Consider the following 18219-nt stretch of genomic DNA (forward strand, 5'->3'; position numbering starts at 1 on the left):
GTTTATTCCAGCCACAGCAGGGCATCGCCGGGGCTGACCGGACGGCCTGGCTGGCAGCCGATACGTTTAACGCGCCCGGCCTGCGGGGCGTTGATCGCCAGCTCCATTTTCATCGCCTCAACGATGATCAGCGGCTGACCGGCTTCCACCTCATCACCGGGCTGCACCAGCACTTTCCAGATATTGCCGTTCATATCGGCGCTGACCTGCAACGCGCCGTCATCTTCTTCCGGCGGCAGCAGCGTCTCTTCGCTGGTCAGCGGCGCGCCTTCGTCTTCCTGCGCCCACAGCGCCACTTCGGCATCAAAGGCGCTGGCCTGCTTCTGGCGGAAGTCAGCGATAGAGGCAGCGTGATCGCTGAGGAACTGCGTATGTTCGGCAAAATCAAACACCGACTGCTCAATGCGAACGGTGGCGCGGCCTTCACGGAAGTCATCGCGCAGCACGTCGAGTTCAGCTTCGCTCACCGGGTAGAAACGCACCTGGTCAAAGAAGTGCAGCAGCCAGGGTTCGTTCGCCGCGAACTGGTCGTTTTTCAGGAATTTGTTCCAGATAGGCAGCGTGCGGCCCACCAGCTGGTAACCGCCGGGGGAGTCCATGCCGTAAATGCACATGTACATGCCGCCAATGCCGACGGTGCCTTCCGCGGTGAAGGTACGTGCCGGGTTGTATTTCGAACTGAGCAGGCGGTGGCGCGGGTCGATCGGCACCGCACAAGGCGCGCCGAGATAGACATCGCCCAGACCGAGGATCAGGTAGCTGGCATCAAACAGCGTCTGGCTGACCTCTTCGCGGCTGCTGAGTCCGTTAATGCGCTGGATAAAATCGACGTTATTCGGTAGCCAGGGGGCGCTGGCGCGCACGGTTTCGGCATAGCGCTCTACGGCACCGAGGGTGGCGCTGTCTTCAAAGGCCATTGGCAGGTGGACGATGCGTGACGGCACGGTCATGCGCGTGACATCGCCAAGATTTTTCTCCAGCTGCAGCAGCAGGGTCATCAGCTGTTTCTGGCTGAGGATCTGACTGTCATAGCGGATTTGCAGCGAGCGCACGCCCGGCGACAGCTCCTCCACGCCCGGCTGGCCGCTCTCATGCAGGGCGGTCATCAGCAGATGGACGCGCAGACGCAGCGCCAGATCCAGCACGTTGTCGCCGTACTCCAGCAGGATGTAGTTATCCCCGGCCTGACGATAAATGGCAGTCGGCGTGGTGCGGGTGGCTTTGATGGCGGCCAGTACCGTTGCCGGGCCGTGAACGGTTTCGGCCAACGAAGGCACGGCAAATTCCGGGGCATGCAGGGCGTTGAGACGCGTCACGCTGTGCGTCTGCGCCACTTCCAGCGCGTGGGCTTCCTCGAAGCCGATCGGATGAAAACGAATGCGGTCGCCGGGCTTCACCTGGCCGACTTTCCACAGTTCCGCTTTAGCGATGGTCACCGGGCAGACAAACCCGCCGAGGCTCGGCCCGTCACGGGTGAGGATCACCGGGAAATCGCCGGTAAAGTTAACGGCACCAATGGCATATTCACAGTCATGAACGTTGGAGGGGTGCAGTCCGGCTTCACCGCCGTTGGCGCGGGTCCAGCCTGGTTTCGGCCCTACCAGACGTACGCCGAGGCGGTTGGAGTTGTAATGTACCTGCCACTCGCTGGCAAAAAATTCATCGATGGACTGCTGGGTAAAGAAATCCGGGGCACCGTGCGGGCCGTACAGAACGCCGATGCGCCATTCATCACCGTATACCGGCTGCGCGGCGACAGGCAAGGCGGCGGGTTCGCTGACTGGCGCTGGCGTGGTGCAGGCGGCGAGCGCGGGCTGTGAGATCGCCAGCATATCGGCCACGCGCAGGGTGCGCCCGGCGTGACCGCCAAACTGCCCCAGGGCAAAGGTGGAACGGCTGCCGAGATATTCCGGTACGTCAAAGCCGTTGCGCACTGCAAGGTAGGTGCGGCAGCCCTGTTGAGCGCGGCCCAGCGTCAGAGTCTGTCCGGCTTTCACTGCCAGCGGCTGCCAGTACGCCACCGCTTCGCCATCCAGCGTGGCCGGACAGGCGGCCCCGGTCAGCGCAATCAGCGCATCGCTGTGAAAACGCAGGGTCGGCCCTTGCAGGGTAAATTCCAGCCCGGCGGCTTCTTCCGCATTACCCACAATGCGGTTGGCGAGGCGGAAGGCATAATCATCCATCGGACCGGACGGCGGCACGCCGATATCCCAGTAACCAAGGCGGCCCGGATAGTCCTGAATGCTGCTCCAGGTGCCGGGCTGCAGCACTTCCACCACGGGAGAATGCGGGGTGAAGCTGTCGAGCAGGCGCGTCCACACCTGGCCGCTGCGGAACGCGTCGGTGGCGACAATCTGGCGCAGGTAATCAAGGTTGGTGGCGATGCCGTGCAGACGGGTTTCATTCAGCGCCGTCTGCATTTTTTCCAGCGCATCCGCACGGTTTTTCCCATGAACGATCAGCTTGGCGATCATCGGATCGTAGAATGCGGAGACTTCTGTGCCGGTGCTGATCCCGCTATCGACGCGTACCTCTTCCGGGAAGCAGACTTCGGTCAGCACGCCTGGGCTGGGCTGGAAGTTTTTCAGCGGATCTTCGGCGTAAATACGCACTTCGATGGAGGCACCCTGTGGAACCTGCGCCATACGCGCCCAGTCCGGCTGCTCTCCGGCGGCGACCAGTAACATGCACTCCACCAGATCCAGCCCGGTGACGCACTCGGTGACCGGATGTTCTACCTGTAAACGGGTATTCACTTCGAGGAAGAAGAACTCATCGCGTGCGGCGTCGTAGATATATTCCACGGTGCCCGCGCTGCGGTAGTTGACCAGTTCACCGAGTTTCACCGCGGAGTCGAGCAGGGCGGCGCGGGTGGCGGCAGGCAGGTTAGGTGCCGGGGTCTCTTCCACCACTTTCTGGTTGCGGCGTTGCAGCGAACAGTCGCGCTCGCCCAGCGCCACCACCTTGCCCTGACCATCACCGAAGATTTGCACTTCCACATGGCGCGCCTGGTCGATACAGCGCTCCAGGAACACCCCGGCATCGCTGAAGAACTGCTCGCCGAGGCGGCGTACGCTCTCCCAGGCGGAAACCAGCGTGGCTTCGTCGGCACAGCGCGTCAGGCCAATCCCGCCGCCGCCTGCGGTGCTTTTCAGCATCACCGGGTAGCCGATCCGGCCTGCGGCACTTAATGCCTCTTCCAGTGAATCGAGTAAGGGGGTACCCGGTGTCATCGGCACGCCTGCCGCTGCGGCCAGTTCACGGGCGCGGTGTTTGAGGCCAAATTCACCGATTTGGTGGGCCGTCGGGCCGATAAAGACGACGCCGGCGGCTTCGCAGGCAGCGGCAAACGGCAGGCTTTCTGACAGGAATCCGTAGCCAGGCCAGATGGCCTGCGCGCCGCTCTCGCGCGCGGCGCTGAGGATTTTATCGATGACCAGGTAGCTGTCGCTGGCTTTATCGCCGCCGAGGGCGAGAGCGATATCGGCATCTTTGACATGCTGCGCGTTTTTGTCGGCGTCGGAGTAAACCGCCACGCTGGTGATGCCCAGTCGTTTCAGAGTACGGATGGCGCGACAGGCGATTTCGCCGCGGTTAGCGATCAGAACGGTATTAAACATGTGAAGGTGCCTCGCGGGTCAGCCAGCGGCGCCAGCCGCCAAATTCGGTGATGTCGGTAGCCTGCGCCAGGGCGGCAGGCTCACAGATAAACCCTTTCACACTGCGGCCGTCGGCCAGCTCCAGCGTGCCAATCCCCAGCGGAGCGGGGATCTCCGCCACGAATTCGCCAAAGCGTGCCAGTGGGATATCCCACAGTTCGACGATGATGGCGGCCCCCGTCGCGTCTTTCACCAGCCCCGGTTTGGCGGGGACGGTGTTCGCCAGCGCGTACAGGCGGTAGCTGGCGGCGGTGTGCGTCTCTTCCACCAGCACCGCATCGCGGCGGGTGAGCTGGTGGTTGAGCGGCATCCCGGTCAGGTGCGCACCGACCACGGCCACGCGCACGTGCAGCGGTGACGCGGGCAGGGAGGCAGGAGCGGGCTGAGGTTTGCCGGTGGCGCCCAGGCTCAGGGCCTGCTGCTGTTGCCAGCGGGTGCCAAAAGTCGCCAGCGCGCGGTCATACCAGGCCGGGGCGATCAGGGTGATCCCGGCAGGCAGGCCATCGGCACGGAACGGTGCCGGAAGCGCCAGGGCGGCCAGGTCGGCGAGGTTAGTGAAGTTGGTGTAGGTGCCAAACTGCGAGTTGAAGCGCACCGGCTCCTGCTTCATCTCTGCCAGCGTGTGAATGGTCGGCGAAGTGGGCACCACCAGCGCATCGAACTGGCTGAGGGTTTGCTGGATCTGGCGCGTCAGTTCGGCCCGCAGATATTCTGCTTTGTAGGCGTCCACGGCGCTGTAGTTGTTGCCACTGGCGACAATGCCGTACACCACCGGGTCCATCTCTTCCGGGCGGTCCAGCATGTCACCCACCGCAACGGTGCGCTCCGCGACCCAGGGACCGTAATAGAGCTGCTCAGCCAGCTGTGAGAACGGGGTAAAGTCGATGGGCTGTAAGCTGGCTCCTGCCGCAATCAGGTCGGTGCAGGCCGTTTCCCAGGCCGCCTGTGCCTGCGTATCGCCAAAGAACTCCGGGCTGGCAGGGATGGCAAACCGTGGTGCGGCAGGCAGCGCCGCCGGGGCGAGGCCAGGATTGGCGCGGGAATAAGCATCCAGGCTGTCGTAGCCTGCGGCACAGCTGGCTGCGAGGAAGGCATCTTCCACCGTCAGCGCAAAGACGGAGATGGTATCGTTCAGGCGGCAGGCGGGGACCACGCCGGTGGCAGAGAGCCAGCCTTTGGTTGGCTTCAGACCGACGATATTGTTAAACCCGGCCGGAACGCGCCCGGAACCCGCGGTATCGGTGCCGAGGGCGAAGCAGACCAGACCGCGCGAGGTGACGGAGGCCGAGCCGGAGCTGGAGCCGCCGCTGACATACTCAGGATTAAAGGTGTTGCAGACCGCGCCGAACGGCGAACGGGTGCCGACCAGCCCGGTGGCATACTGGTCAAGGTTGGTTTTGCCAATAACAATCGCGCCTTTGCCTTTCAGGTTGGCGGCAGCAACGGCATCGCTTTCAGCCGTATAGGTAAAGGCCGGGCAGGCCGCGCTGGTTGGCCAGCCCGCAATATCAATATTGTCTTTTACCGCAAAGGGGACGCCAAACAGCGGCAGCGATGCCGGGTCCTGCTGCCAGGCTGCCAGCAACGGTTCGACCTGAGCACGCAGTTGGGCCGGCGTGGCGAGGTACAGCCAGGCGTTATCGTCGGTGGAGAGATCCGCCAGCAGGGCATCCAGCGTGGACAGAACGTCCTGTGGATGCTGCTGATAGTGGTGCTGCCAGTCCTGTAACGTAAACCCTTTGGTAAAAGCCATAAGTTGAATTCCATCTGGTATACAAGATGGAGTTCAACAGAGCAAACCGCGTGCCAGATTTTATTGTGTTGATTTTAAAGGTTTTATGTGGAGTGGGGCGCAGCGGGTGCACAGTCAGCGAGCAGGGTTTGTACAATGGTGGGGCAGAGGCGATCGGAAAAAACGGGTCGATCGGAAAAGATGATCGACCCCTACAGCTCCTCTGTGAGCCGGGTATTCCGTAAATATTTGTTGAGTACATGGCATGACGGGCTGCTCCTGGTTAGCATGAAGGGGGAATATTTCACGGTTCAGGATAAGACGAGGCAATAACGTGGGGAAAGTCATGGTGGACAAGTGGCAGTGGTGGGTAGTGGCAGCCTGTTTAACCGCAGTAACTGGCAGTGCCCGAGCAGACTCATTGGATGAACAGCGTACCCGTTATCTGCAAATCAAGCAGGCGTGGGATAATAAACAGATGGATGTCGTGGGTCAGTTGATGCCCACGCTGCGTGACTATCCGCTCTATCCCTATCTGGAGTATCGCCAGCTGGCGCAGAGCCTGGATCAGGAAACCGGGCTGACGGTGAAAGACTTTATTCAGCGTTATCCAACGCTGCCGCCCGTGCGGTCGCTCTCATCGCGCTTTGTGAATGAGCTGGCCCGGCGTGAAGACTGGCGCGGGCTGCTGGTTTTCAGCCCTGATGCGCCTAAGCCGGTGGCAGCTCGCTGTAACTGGTACTACGCCAAATGGGCCACCGGGCAAGAGCAGGTGGCATGGGAAGGGGCGAAATCTATCTGGCTGACGGGCAGCTCCCTGCCGGGCACCTGCGATAAGTTGTTTAGCGCCTGGCAAATGGCCGGGCAGCAGAATCCGATTACCACGCTGGAACGCATTCGCCTGGCAATGAAAGCAGGTAACACCAATCTGGTCAATTTCCTGGCGAAGCAGCTCCCTCAGGATTACCAGACCATTGCCAATGCAGTGATGGATTTGCAGAACAATCCCGGCACGGTAGAGAACTTTGCACGTAACGTCGGGGCCACTGACTTTACCCGCCAGGCCACGGCAATTGCGTTTGCCAGCCTGGCGCGCACGGATGTGGAGCGTGCGCGCCAGCTGATACCTGGGCTGGTGCAGCTGCAAAAAATGGACGAGCAGCAGACGCAGGAACTGAAGGATGCGGTCGCGTGGCGTCTGATGGGCAATGAGGCGACCAGTGAGCAGGCCCGCTGGCGCGACGATGTGGTGATGCGCAGTGATTCGACCTCGCTGATTGAGCGGCGGGTACGTATGGCGCTGGGTAACAACGATCGTCGTGGTATGAATACCTGGATTGCGCGTCTGCCGGTCGAAGACAAGGCAAAAGATGAATGGCAGTACTGGCAGGCTGACTTGCTGATTGAGCAGGGGCGTAAAGAAGAGGCGGAAGGCATTCTGCGTAAGCTGATGAGCGAACGCGGTTTCTATCCGATGGTGGCTGCTCAGAAGCTGGGAGTGGAGTATCCCTTGCAGGTGGATAAAGCCCCGGCGGTGGATAGCCGCCTGACCAGCGGCCCGGAAATTGCCCGTGTGCGTGAACTGATGTACTGGGGAATGGATAATCTGGCGCGCAGCGAGTGGAGCTATCTGGTCTCCAGCCGCACCACCTCGCAGCAGCAGATGCTGGCCAGCTATGCACGTCAGCAAAACTGGTGGGATCTCAGCGTGCAGGCAACGATTACCGGGAAACTGTGGAACAGCCTGCAGGAGCGTTTCCCGCTGGCGTGGCAGCCGCAGTTTGAACGCAATATCAGCGGTAAGAGCATCCCGATCAGCTATGCGATGGCGATTGCCCGCCAGGAGAGTGCGTGGAACCCGAAAGCGCGCTCCCCGGTCGGCGCGTCCGGTCTGATGCAGGTGATGCCTGCTACGGCGCAGCACACGGTGACCAAATTCAGCATTCCGGGCTACAGCAACAGCAGCCAGCTGCTGGATGCAGAAACCAATATCCAGATTGGTACGCAGTATCTGGAGTCGGTTTACCAGCAGTTCGGTCAGAACCGCATTTTTGCCTCGGCCGCGTATAACGCCGGGCCGTCGCGGGTGCGCACCTGGCAGGGTAACAGCGCAGGGAAACTGGATGCGGTGGCATTTATCGAAACCATTCCCTTCTCGGAAACCCGCGGTTATGTGAAGAACGTGCTGGCTTATGATGCCTACTACCGCTACTTCCTTAACCAGTCCGATAAACTGTTTGCCGACAACGAGTGGCAGCAGCGTTACTAAACTTTCCCATCGCATGAATACTTGAAGTTACAGCAAGGCGGCAAGTACATGAGTCCCGGCGAGCTTACTGTAGTCAGTGACCCGGGCGAATGTGCGCAGCCAACACCGCTGTAGCTTCAAGTATGACGGCGATGATGCTATGCTACTGTACTAGTTAAATAGTATGGCGGAATATCATGACCAACCCAACTCCTGTTCCCATCACGACTGACCCGGCGAGCGAAGACTGGCTGCGTTTTGTTACGCTGCTGCAACGTGCCTATCAGGGCGAGCTGCACCTTCCGCTATTACAACTGATGCTGACGCCGGACGAACGTGAGGCGCTGGGCACCCGACTGCGTATTGTGGAAGAGCTGATGCGCGGGACAATGAGCCAGCGTGAGCTGAAAAATGAGTTGGGGGCCGGGATTGCGACGATTACGCGCGGCTCAAACAGTCTGAAAAGTGCGCCTCCAGCACTGAAAACATGGCTGGAGACACAGCTCCTCAGCGGATCAGACAAGGTCTGAGTTTTGTTCGTCGTCTTTGCGCTGATAGATGTCGTTATGGAACGGGCACAGTGCGAGGATGAGCGCCTGGTGATAAACGCTGGTACGCGTCAGTCGGCCGGCTGTAAAGGCGCCAATCGCTCCGCCTTTATATTTGATATCGTTAACACCGGTCAGGCGTGCCATCTCTTCGCCCAGTTCACGCCCTTCATGGATGCCTTTCATCACGATGGCAGGCAGTGTGAAGCTGGCGGAACGGGATTCGCCGCGTAGTTTGTGATTTTCCACTACCATCCAGGCGAAGGCGGTGTTGTCTTCAATACCGGCTTCAATAGCCACCCAAAAATTGGCTTCCGGTCTTACCTGGCGGGCATTCATCACGCGCTGACGTGCGCCAGTTCGCGTTTCTGTGTTTGTGATCGGTTGCGCAGCAACGCCGCTGTCGACCTCGACACCCTCAATATGGCAGGATCCTTCCCCGAAGATATCGCTGAACGCTTGAGAAATTGCCTTAATTTTGGCTGGATTGATGGTAGCAGCGACAACATGGTACATAATTGTTTGAACCCTCTACGCAAATTTGTCGCAGTATAACGGAAAATAGCATGTTACAGGTCTATCTTGTTCGCCACGGAGAAACGCTATGGAATGCGGCACGTCGCATTCAGGGGCAGTCAGACAGCGCGCTGACTGAGAAAGGAGAGCAGCAGGCTCATCAGGTAGGAGAGCGAGTCAAAAAGCTGGGTATTACTCATGTCATTGCCAGCGATCTGGGGCGTACCCGCCGTACCGCTGAGATCATTGCCGATGCATGTGGCTGCGCAGTGGTGCTCGATCCGCGTTTGCGTGAACTGAATATGGGGGTGCTGGAAGAGCGCCTGCTGGATTCACTGAGCGCAGAAGAGGAGGGCTGGCGTAAGACACTGGTGGATGGCACGGAGAACGGTCGCATCCCGCAGGGTGAGTCGATGAGCGAAATGGCGCAGCGAATGCATCAGGCGTTGGATGCTTGTCTGGCATTGCCTGAAGGCAGCCGCCCACTGATTGTCAGCCACGGTATGGCGCTGGGAGTACTGCTCAGTACTATCCTCGGTTTACCGGCCAATGCGGAACGTCGCCTGCGCCTGCGGAATTGCTCCATTTCCCGCGTGGATCACCAACAGAGCGCCTGGCTGGCTTCTGGCTGGGTGGTGGAGACAGCCGGAGATATTGCACATCTTGAGGATACCTCCCTCGACGAACTCCAGCGCTAACCATGAAAAAGGGCCGATATTATCGGCCCTTTCTGTTTTACCCGGTGATTACGACTGACGTCGTATCGGGATCAGATATTCACAGTGAATGTCGACAGGAGGCTCAGGACGTTTCTTACCGCCGTGGGTATAGAAGCGCTCAATGTCCTGACCGTGGCGACGTGTCAGATTCAGTGTTGGCATACAGGTGCCGTAAATCTGTAAGACAAAGTTCTGAAGTCCGGTGCGCGGACCTTCATAGGTGAACTGTACATAATCCCCCCCTTCCAGCACGACGGTTTGAGTCGAATGCAACTGGCTTGGAATTGCATCAGCGGTGACGGCAGTGGTGTACAAAATCTCCTGCTCATCGTCTTTTTCCATGCTGGGGCGCGACTGGTGAAGACCATACAGCACTGGTGGAACGGTATCCGTCTCCGTCAGGAACTGGCGCCAGAAATGCATACGCATCTCATCACGGAAGCGCGAAATCTGCTCCAGTGTGCAGGTATAAGACTGGGTTTGCCCAATCAGCACGATTTCCGGCAGACTTACCCAGGTCGGTTCGGGTAATCTGACGTCATCGAGACGGATCGGCGGGCGCAGTCCATAGGCATTCCAGTCTGATGACCGTCGATACCAGGCTGGCGTCTGGGCAAACTGTTTCTTAAAGGCTCTGGTGAAAGTTTGTTGAGAATCAAAGCGATATTGCAAAGCAATATCGAGAATCGGGCGACTCGTCAAACGTAATGCTACGGCAGCTTTCGACAAGCGACGGGCACGAATATAAGCGCCAATCGCGTGACTTGTGACGTCTTTGAACATTCTTTGCAGATGCCATTTTGAATAACCTGCCTTCGCCGCGACATTATCCAGTGATAAAGGTTGGTCCAGGTGGCTCTCCAGCCAGACAAGCAAATCTCGAATGATACCGGCTTGGTCCATAAATCGTCCTCATGTTACTCAGAATTGGTGCAAGGTAAGCAAAGTCGACGAACAATAGCATTAACAGCTAATTTTTAGGCTCTAACTAAAAAAAATGTACTCATATCCGCGCTGATATAAACCGCATCGCGTGATAAATCGTAAAGGCATGAACTGTTGCTCATGTACTTTACAATGTCATCTATTTTCTTTGAAATGGTCACGTCATGACAATTAAAAAAGTGTTAGTAGTCACTTCAATGGTGCTGTTTTCCGGCACACTTTGTGCAGAACAGGTCGGTTCTGTCGATACGGTATTTAAGATGTTCGGCCCCGATCACAAGATCGTGGTGGAAGCCTTTGACGATCCTGATGTGAAAAATGTCACCTGTTATCTGAGCCGGGCGAAAATGGGAGGAATAAAAGGTGGCTTAGGGTTGGCAGAGGATACATCGGATGCGGCCATCTCCTGTCAGCAGGTGGGGCCTGTAGAGCTCAGTGAGAAGATTAAGCAGGGTACAGCGGAAGGTGACGTGGTTTTCCGTAAACGGACATCGCTGGTGTTCAAAAAACTCCAGGTCGTACGTTTCTACGACAAAAATCGTAATGCGTTAATTTATTTGAGTTATTCCGATAAGGTCGTCGACGGTTCGCCGAAAAATGCGCTGAGTGCGGTGCCGATTATCCCCTGGGGTCATCAATAGCAGAATGCATGGGTCGACCGGAAAAAATAGTCGACCCTACAAACATTAATCCTGCAGATCGCCGCAGAAGCGGTAACCTTCGCCGTGGATAGTGGCGATGATTTCTGGTGTATCTGGTGTGGATTCAAAATGCTTACGGATGCGGCGAATGGTCACGTCGACGGTACGATCGTGTGGCTTCAGTTCGCGCCCGGTCATTTTCTTCAGCAGATCGGCACGGGTCTGAATCTTGCCAGGGTTTTCACAGAAGTGCAGCATGGCGCGGAATTCGCTGCGCGGCAGCTTATACTGTTCGCCCTGAGGGCTGACCAGTGAACGACTGTTGATATCCAGTTCCCAGCCGTTAAAGCGGTAGGATTCAACCAGTTTGCGCTCTTCGCTGACCGCGGCCAGATTCATTGTGCGGGACAGCAGGTTGCGTGCGCGAATGGTCAGTTCACGCGGATTAAACGGTTTGGTTATGTAGTCATCGGCGCCAATTTCAAGACCGAGGATCTTATCGACCTCGTTATCACGGCCGGTGAGGAACATCAGTGCCACGTTTGCCTGCTCACGCAGTTCACGTGCCAGCAACAGGCCATTTTTGCCTGGCAGGTTGATGTCCATAATAACCAGATTAACGTCATTTTCCGTCAGTATCTGGTGCATTTCAGCGCCGTCTGTAGCTTCATAAACCATGTAGCCTTCGGCTTCAAAAATACTTTTGAGCGTATTACGAGTAACTAATTCGTCTTCAACGATAAGTATGTGCGGGGTCTGCATGTGTTCGCTACCTAAAATTGCCAACAAAATCGAAAACAGGACATACGGCTGTTGGCGCTGGCAACACCTGGAGTTCAGAGCCAGAAGCAAAACAACAGCAGTACAGAATGATGTTCTTGATACACAATCCATGTACCGTCAACAACGTGGCCAACCCTTAATGGCTTTTGGGTTTTGCGCAGCCATTAGGATGTATCCTGCATGCCCCGGCAGTGTCAAAACGGCGTATATCCTAACTGTATTAACAGCAACATAACAGCACCGGCAACAACCATCACGCAATAAAACAACGCTTAGTTGACTTATATCAAACCAATTGTAGCACGTTAACACTTTTGTGAAAAACCCTTCCCAGATTGGCAGGTTAGCTTACATATACAACCTAAAATACGCTATTCACTGCAAAAGGTTAACAGACGGGTTACGCCACACCTTAATAAGTGTTAATTAGTTGATAACATAGATGTTATTGTATTGAAGCTCGTTTTTCTATGGTTTATCAAGAAAAAATAGGTTTATCATTCGATTACGGCGATTTAAAACAGTCCGTTAATAATGTTGATACGATGTTAAATATTGCTGATTTTTTTTTCCCACTGTCGGGAAGGCATCATCAACATTGTGAATTTCTCTCTTTAATTGAAGGTGGTTATGCGTTTTCCTTTTATCCTTGTCTCTCCTGCACGTGCTGAAAATGTCGGTGCGGCGGCCCGTGCCATGAAAACCATGGGATTTAGCGAGCTACGTATTGTTGACAGCCAGGTGCATCTTGACCCGGCAGCGAGACGCGTCGCGCACGGGGCGGGTGAAATTCTGGATAATGCCAGCCACTGGACGTCACTTGAGGCCGCGTTAGCTGATATTGATTTCAGTATCGCCACCACCGCACGTTCGCGCGCGAAATTCCGTTACTACGCCACGCCGCAGGAGGTGCAGCAGGTACTGGAAGAGAAACAGCAGTGGACAGGCAGTGTGGCAATGGTCTTTGGGCGTGAAGACAGTGGTTTAACGAATGAAGAGCTGGAGCAGGTCGATCTGCTGACGGGTATTCCGATGGCGGGTGATTATCCGTCACTCAATCTGGGGCAGGCGGTGATGGTCTATTGCTACCAGCTTTCGGCATTACGCCAGGTGAGCGCGCAGAAACAAGCTGCTGCGGATGTTGAACAACTCGCGGCGTTGCGCCAGCGTGCTCACTCCCTGTTGCAGCGGCTCGACGTCGCCGGGGATGAAAAGTTGGCAGACTGGTTGCAGCAACGCATCGGTCTGCTTCAGCAGCGCGATACCGCCATGCTGCATCGGCTGCTGCATGACATAGAAAAAAAGCTGTAGATAAAAACGCTGGATAAGGGGGAGTAATTAGTGCGATTTACTGCCATTTTTTCCTGGCGTAACAGAACAGATCGGCCACGATGACGAAAAGGGCCTGACGACATCGCAGGAAAAAGGAGGCCATTTGATAAAAAAATTGACTTGGCTGGCACTTTGCTTTAATTCTGAAAGCCGACAGATTTAACAGACAGATAAAAGATAAATCTCAATGCGTAAAAACAGCCTGATTAACACAATCATTATTACCACCACCATTACCACAGGTAACGGTGCGGGCTGACGCATACAGGAAAAATTAAAAAAAAGCCCGCACCTAAACAGTGCGGGCTTTTTTTTCGGCAAAAATTCAGGAGAGCTTGAACATGCGAGTGCTGAAATTCGGTGGAACCTCGGTAGCCAATGCGGAACGTTTTCTGCGTGTGGCTGACATTCTGGAAAGTAATGCAAAGCAGGGACAGGTAGCTACCGTATTGTCCGCGCCAGCGAAGATTACCAATCACCTGGTGGCGATGATTGAAAAAACCATCAGTGGCCAGGATGCGTTGCCTAACATCAGTGACGCCGAGCGCATCTTCGCCGAGCTGTTGCAGGGGCTGGCCGAGTCTCAGCCGGGCTTTGCTTTTGACAAGCTTAAAGGCGTGGTTGATCAGGAGTTCGCTCAGCTCAAGCAGGTATTGCACGGTATTGCACTGCTGGGACAGTGCCCGGATAGCGTCAATGCAGCCATTATCTGCCGGGGTGAAAAGCTCTCTATCGCCATTATGGAAGCGCTGTTACAGGCGCGCGGTTATGGCGTTAGCGTGATTAACCCGGTGGAACAGCTGCTGGCTGTTGGTCATTATCTCGAATCCACTGTGGATATTCCTGAATCTACCCGCCGTATTGCTGCCAGTCAGATCCCGGCAGACAATATGGTGCTGATGGCAGGCTTCACTGCCGGAAATGAACGCGGTGAGCTGGTGGTATTGGGCCGTAACGGTTCTGACTATTCAGCAGCCGTGCTGGCTGCCTGCCTGCGCGCCGACTGTTGTGAAATCTGGACCGATGTTGATGGTGTCTATACCTGCGACCCGCGCCAGGTGCCAGATGCGCGACTGCTGAAGTCGATGTCCTATCAGGAAGCAATGGAGCTTTCCTACTTCGGTGCGAAAGTCCTTCATCCGCGCACCATTGCCCCGATTGCTCAGTTCCAGATCCCCTGCCTGATTAAAAATACCGCCAACCCGCAGGCACCCGGCACCCTGATTGGTGGCGATGGTAGCGATGAAGATAACCCGGTGAAAGGCATCACCAACCTGAACAATATGGCGATGTTTAACGTTTCCGGTCCGGGAATGAAAGGCATGGTCGGTATGGCAGCGCGTGTGTTTGCCGCCATGTCACGCAGCGGCATCTCGGTGGTGTTAATCACCCAGTCCTCTTCGGAATACAGCATCAGTTTCTGTGTGTCACAGAACGACCTGGCGCGTGCGCGCCGCGTGCTGGAAGATGAATTCCATCTGGAACTGAAAGATGGCCTGCTGGAGCCGCTGGACGTGATGGAGCATCTGGCCGTGATCTCCGTCGTGGGTGACGGCATGCGCACATTGCGGGGTATCTCCGCGAAGTTCTTCTCTGCACTGGCGCGCGCGAACATCAATATTGTGGCGATTGCCCAGGGATCATCAGAGCGTTCGATCTCCGTCGTGGTGGATAACAACGAAGCCACCACCGGCGTACGCGTGGTGCATCAGATGCTGTTTGCCACTGACCAGGTGATTGAAGTTTTTGTCATCGGCGTTGGCGGCGTGGGTGCAGCATTGATCGAGCAGCTGCATCGCCAGCAGACCTGGCTGAAGAACAAGCACATTGACCTGCGCGTGTGTGGCATCGCCAACTCCCGCGCATTGCTGACCAACGTACACGGCATCCCGCTGGAGAACTGGCAGGATCAGCTGAAAGCGGCGAAAGAGCCGTTTGATCTGGGTCGTCTGAATCGTCTGGTGAAAGAGTATCATCTGCTGAACCCGGTGATCGTTGACTGTACCTCAAGCCAGAAGGTTGCCGACCAGTATGCCGATTTCCTGGCTGACGGTTTCCACGTGGTAACGCCGAACAAAAAGGCCAATACCTCGTCGTATCACTATTACCAGCAGATGCGTGCAGTGGCGGCAAAATCACGCCGTAAGTTCCTCTATGATACCAACGTCGGGGCCGGTTTACCGGTGATCGAGAACCTGCAAAACCTGCTAAACGCCGGGGATGAGCTGATTAGTTTCTCCGGTATTCTTTCCGGTTCACTGTCGTTTATCTTCGGCAAGCTGGATGAAGGCGTATCGCTGTCCGAGGCGACCAATATGGCGCGTGAGATGGGCTTTACTGAGCCTGATCCGCGTGAAGACCTTTCCGGGCTGGACGTGGCACGTAAGCTGCTGATCCTTGCGCGTGAAGCGGGTTATCAGCTGGAGCTGAGCGATATCGACATTGAAGCCGTATTACCGTCCGAGCTGACGGCGATTGCGGATGTGGAAACGTTTATGGCACGTCTGCCTGAACTGGATGCGGATTTTGCCGCACGCGTTGCCAGCGCCCGTGAGGCGGGTAAAGTATTACGCTTCGTGGGTGCGATTGAAGAGGGCGGGGCGTGTAAAGTGAAAATCGATGCTGTCGACGGTAACGACCCGCTGTATAAAGTGAAAAATGGTGAGAATGCGCTGGCGTTCTACAGCCGCTATTATCAGCCAATCCCGCTGGTGCTGCGCGGTTATGGTGCCGGTAATGATGTGACCGCGGCGGGCGTGTTTGCCGATCTGTTACGTACTCTGTCGTGGAAGTTGGGAGTTTAATCATGGTTAAAATTCATGCCCCTGCCTCAATTGGCAACGTCAGCGTTGGTTTTGACGTTCTCGGGGCTGCGGTGTCGCCGGTTGATGGCACCCTGCTGGGCGACTGCGTGACCGTGGAAGCGGCTGACGAATTCAGTCTGCATAATGAAGGGAGTTTTGTCAGCAAGCTGCCGGCAAACCCGCAAGACAATATCGTTTATCAGTGCTGGGACCGTTTCTGTGAAGCGGTTGGCAAACGCGTGCCGGTGAAGATGACGCTGGAAAAGAACATGCCGATTGGCTCCGGCCTCGGCTCCAGCGCGTGCTCGGTGGTTGCCGGTCTGATGGCGATGAACGAACACTGCGGTAAGCCGCTAAATGACACGCAACTGCTGGCGCTGATGGGCGAGCTGGAAGGGCGTATCTCCGGCAGTGTACATTATGACAATGTGGCCCCTTGCTTCCTTGGCGGCATGCAGTTGATGCTGGAAGAGAACGGTATTATCAGCCAGGAAGTGCCAGGCTTTGATGACTGGCTGTGGGTGATGGCGTACCCGGGGATTAAAGTTTCCACTGCCGAAGCCCGTGCGATCCTGCCTGCGCAGTATCGTAAAGAGGATATTATCCGGCACGGTCGCTATCTCGGCGGCTTTATTCACGCCTGCCACACGCAGCAGCCTTTGCTGGCCGCCAAACTGATGCAGGACGTGATTGCGGAACCGTACCGCACCAAATTGTTACCGGGCTTCAGTGAAGCCCGCCAGGCCGCTGCGGATATTGGCGCACTGGCCTGCGGTATTTCTGGCTCCGGCCCAACGCTGTTTGCCGTGTGCAATCAGCTGGATACCGCACAACGTATGGCAGACTGGCTCCGCCAGCACTATCTGCAAAATGATGAAGGCTTCGTCCATATTTGCCGTTTAGACACGGCAGGCGCACGCAAACTGGGATAACGCATGAAACTGTATAATCTTAAGGATCACAACGAGCAGGTCAGCTTCGCCCAGGCGGTGAAGCAGGGGTTGGGTAAACAGCAGGGCCTGTTCTTTCCACTGGAATTACCTGAATTCGAACTGACCGACATCGATGCGATGTTGGAAATGGATTTCGTGACCCGTAGCAGCAAAATTCTGTCGGCGTTTATCGGCGATGAGATCGATGCGCATCAGCTGCATGAGCGCCTGAAAACGGCGTTCACCTTCCCGGCCCCGGTTGTAGACGTCACTGATGATATCGCCGTGCTGGAGCTGTTCCACGGCCCAACGCTGGCGTTCAAAGACTTCGGCGGCCGTTTTATGGCGCAGATGCTCTCTTATGTCAGCGGCGCGGATGAGAAAATCACCATCCTGACGGCGACCTCGGGCGATACCGGCGCGGCCGTGGCTCATGCCTTCTATGGCATGGAAAACGTGCGAGTGGTGATCCTGTATCCTCAGGGCAAAATCAGCCCGTTGCAGGAGAAGCTGTTCTGTACCCTGGGCGGCAATATTCAGACCATCGCGATTGACGGGGATTTCGATGCCTGCCAGTCACTGGTTAAACAGGCATTTGACGATGAAGAGCTGAAAAAGGCCATTGGCCTCAACTCAGCAAACTCCATTAACATCAGCCGCCTGCTGGCGCAGATCTGCTACTACTTTGAAGCCGTAGCGCAGCTGCCGCAGGAAAAACGGAATCAGCTGGTGATCTCTGTGCCAAGCGGCAACTTTGGCGACCTGACGGCTGGCCTGCTGGCGAAGTCACTTGGCCTGCCAGTGAAGCGTTTTATTGCTGCCACCAATGCTAATGACACTGTGCCCCGTTTCCTCGTCAATGGTGAATGGACGCCGAACGTGACGGTTGCCACCTTGTCGAATGCGATGGATGTTAGCCAGCCGAATAACTGGCCGCGTGTGGAAGAGATCTTCCGCCGTAAAATCTGGCGCTTGCAGGATCTGGGCTACGGTGCGGTTGATGACGAAACCACCAAAGCTACCCTGCGCGAACTGGCGGATCTTGGTTACCTGTCTGAGCCTCATGCGGCGATCGCTTATCGTCTGCTGCGCGATCAGCTGCAGGACGGTGAGTTTGGTCTGTTCCTCGGAACGGCGCATCCGGCGAAATTTAAAGAGAGCGTGGAAGCGATCCTTGATCAGAAGCTGCCTTTACCGGAAGCACTGGCCGAGCGCGCGGATCTGCCGCTGCTGTCGCACAATATGAAAGGCGAGTTCGCTGAGCTGCGTGAGTTCTTGCTGAAGAAATAAGGCTCGTAGGGGCGAGGCATGCCTCGCCCTGGATCCGACGTACCTCGCCCTGGGTCAGGCGTGCCTGGCT

At 56.5% G+C, this 18219-nt stretch carries 14 protein-coding genes and 1 other annotated feature; of the genes, 9 read left to right on the top strand and 5 right to left on the bottom strand.

Annotated elements, in window-relative coordinates:
• Positions 1 to 2: 2 nt before the first annotated feature.
• Positions 3 to 3620 (bottom strand): urea carboxylase, encoded by a 3618-nt coding sequence (gene uca / locus ACFL9S_RS21715; RefSeq protein WP_405263941.1) that lies wholly within the window; start codon positions 3618 to 3620, stop codon positions 3 to 5.
• Positions 3613 to 5412 carry an allophanate hydrolase gene (gene atzF / locus ACFL9S_RS21720; protein ID WP_405263942.1) on the bottom strand — a complete coding sequence of 600 codons (1800 nt, stop codon included), beginning with the start codon at positions 5410 to 5412 and terminating at the stop codon, positions 3613 to 3615. The genes uca and atzF overlap by 8 nt, the downstream gene beginning before the upstream one ends.
• 325 nt (positions 5413 to 5737) lie before the next feature.
• On the opposite strand from atzF, the gene sltY reads away from it, so the two are divergent.
• Together sltY and trpR are read left to right on the top strand one after the other, a co-directional pair.
• Complete coding sequence (sltY, locus tag ACFL9S_RS21725) at positions 5738 to 7660, top strand: murein transglycosylase (RefSeq protein WP_405263943.1); 1923 nt, start codon at positions 5738 to 5740, stop codon at positions 7658 to 7660.
• 176 nt (positions 7661 to 7836) lie between these two features.
• Positions 7837 to 8169, top strand: coding sequence for a trp operon repressor (trpR, locus tag ACFL9S_RS21730; protein WP_133842378.1), 333 nt, complete (start codon positions 7837 to 7839; stop codon positions 8167 to 8169).
• Here the strand turns inward: trpR and yjjX are convergent.
• Positions 8155 to 8703 carry an inosine/xanthosine triphosphatase gene (gene yjjX / locus ACFL9S_RS21735; RefSeq protein WP_405263945.1) on the bottom strand — a complete coding sequence of 183 codons (549 nt, stop codon included), beginning with the start codon at positions 8701 to 8703 and terminating at the stop codon, positions 8155 to 8157. The two genes, trpR and yjjX, sit on opposite strands and share 15 nt — an antisense overlap.
• 50 nt (positions 8704 to 8753) lie before the next feature.
• On the opposite strand from yjjX, the gene gpmB reads away from it, so the two are divergent.
• Positions 8754 to 9401: a 2,3-diphosphoglycerate-dependent phosphoglycerate mutase GpmB gene (gene gpmB / locus ACFL9S_RS21740; protein ID WP_405263947.1), complete on the top strand. Its 648-nt coding sequence runs from the start codon at positions 8754 to 8756 to the stop codon at positions 9399 to 9401.
• A 48-nt stretch (positions 9402 to 9449) separates the two neighbouring features.
• Here gpmB and robA read toward each other — a convergent pair whose 3' ends face one another.
• On the bottom strand, positions 9450 to 10325 hold the full coding sequence (gene robA, locus ACFL9S_RS21745; protein ID WP_405263948.1) for an MDR efflux pump AcrAB transcriptional activator RobA: 876 nt from the start codon (positions 10323 to 10325) through the stop codon (positions 9450 to 9452).
• Between the two features lie 206 nt (positions 10326 to 10531).
• Here robA and creA point away from each other — a divergent pair, with 206 nt between their 5' ends.
• Positions 10532 to 11008 carry a protein CreA gene (creA, locus tag ACFL9S_RS21750; RefSeq protein WP_405263949.1) on the top strand — a complete coding sequence of 159 codons (477 nt, stop codon included), beginning with the start codon at positions 10532 to 10534 and terminating at the stop codon, positions 11006 to 11008.
• Positions 11009 to 11053: 45 nt separating this feature from the next.
• Here the strand turns inward: creA and arcA are convergent, their stop codons facing one another.
• Positions 11054 to 11770, bottom strand: coding sequence for a two-component system response regulator ArcA (arcA, locus tag ACFL9S_RS21755; protein WP_133842373.1), 717 nt, complete (start codon positions 11768 to 11770; stop codon positions 11054 to 11056).
• A gap of 651 nt (positions 11771 to 12421) precedes the next feature.
• On the opposite strand from arcA, the gene ACFL9S_RS21760 reads away from it, so the two are divergent.
• The 5 genes from ACFL9S_RS21760 (at position 12422) to thrC (ending at position 18149) form a co-directional block, all read left to right on the top strand.
• A complete protein-coding gene (locus ACFL9S_RS21760; RefSeq protein ID WP_405263950.1) occupies positions 12422 to 13102 on the top strand; it encodes a tRNA/rRNA methyltransferase in 681 nt (226 codons plus the stop codon).
• 208 nt (positions 13103 to 13310) lie between these two features.
• Entirely contained in the window at positions 13311 to 13382 is a 72-nt protein-coding gene (thrL, locus tag ACFL9S_RS21765; RefSeq protein WP_405263974.1) for a thr operon leader peptide, read from the top strand.
• Positions 13318 to 13439, top strand: a sequence feature (Thr leader region). (Overlaps the previous gene by 65 nt.)
• 25 nt (positions 13440 to 13464) lie before the next feature.
• Complete coding sequence (gene thrA / locus ACFL9S_RS21770) at positions 13465 to 15927, top strand: bifunctional aspartate kinase/homoserine dehydrogenase I (protein ID WP_405263951.1); 2463 nt, start codon at positions 13465 to 13467, stop codon at positions 15925 to 15927.
• Positions 15928 to 15929: 2 nt separating this feature from the next.
• Positions 15930 to 16859: a homoserine kinase gene (thrB, locus tag ACFL9S_RS21775; RefSeq protein WP_405263952.1), complete on the top strand. Its 930-nt coding sequence runs from the start codon at positions 15930 to 15932 to the stop codon at positions 16857 to 16859.
• 3 nt (positions 16860 to 16862) lie between these two features.
• Positions 16863 to 18149 carry a threonine synthase gene (gene thrC, locus ACFL9S_RS21780; RefSeq protein ID WP_405263953.1) on the top strand — a complete coding sequence of 429 codons (1287 nt, stop codon included), beginning with the start codon at positions 16863 to 16865 and terminating at the stop codon, positions 18147 to 18149.
• Positions 18150 to 18219 lie beyond the last annotated feature (70 nt).

Source organism: Erwinia sp. AnSW2-5 (assembly GCF_045107195.1).
Taxonomy (GTDB): domain Bacteria; phylum Pseudomonadota; class Gammaproteobacteria; order Enterobacterales; family Enterobacteriaceae; genus Erwinia.

Coding starts and splice junctions, on each gene's coding strand:
- thrC (WP_405263953.1), top strand. CDS start 16,863: ATGAAACTGTATAATCTTAAGGATCACAACGAGCAGGTCAGCTTCGCC.
- thrA (WP_405263951.1), top strand. CDS start 13,465: ATGCGAGTGCTGAAATTCGGTGGAACCTCGGTAGCCAATGCGGAACGT.
- gpmB (WP_405263947.1), top strand. CDS start 8,754: ATGTTACAGGTCTATCTTGTTCGCCACGGAGAAACGCTATGGAATGCG.
- sltY (WP_405263943.1), top strand. CDS start 5,738: ATGGTGGACAAGTGGCAGTGGTGGGTAGTGGCAGCCTGTTTAACCGCA.
- thrB (WP_405263952.1), top strand. CDS start 15,930: ATGGTTAAAATTCATGCCCCTGCCTCAATTGGCAACGTCAGCGTTGGT.
- ACFL9S_RS21760 (WP_405263950.1), top strand. CDS start 12,422: ATGCGTTTTCCTTTTATCCTTGTCTCTCCTGCACGTGCTGAAAATGTC.
- trpR (WP_133842378.1), top strand. CDS start 7,837: ATGACCAACCCAACTCCTGTTCCCATCACGACTGACCCGGCGAGCGAA.
- robA (WP_405263948.1), bottom strand. CDS start 10,325: ATGGACCAAGCCGGTATCATTCGAGATTTGCTTGTCTGGCTGGAGAGC.
- uca (WP_405263941.1), bottom strand. CDS start 3,620: ATGTTTAATACCGTTCTGATCGCTAACCGCGGCGAAATCGCCTGTCGC.
- arcA (WP_133842373.1), bottom strand. CDS start 11,770: ATGCAGACCCCGCACATACTTATCGTTGAAGACGAATTAGTTACTCGT.
- creA (WP_405263949.1), top strand. CDS start 10,532: ATGACAATTAAAAAAGTGTTAGTAGTCACTTCAATGGTGCTGTTTTCC.
- yjjX (WP_405263945.1), bottom strand. CDS start 8,703: ATGTACCATGTTGTCGCTGCTACCATCAATCCAGCCAAAATTAAGGCA.
- atzF (WP_405263942.1), bottom strand. CDS start 5,412: ATGGCTTTTACCAAAGGGTTTACGTTACAGGACTGGCAGCACCACTAT.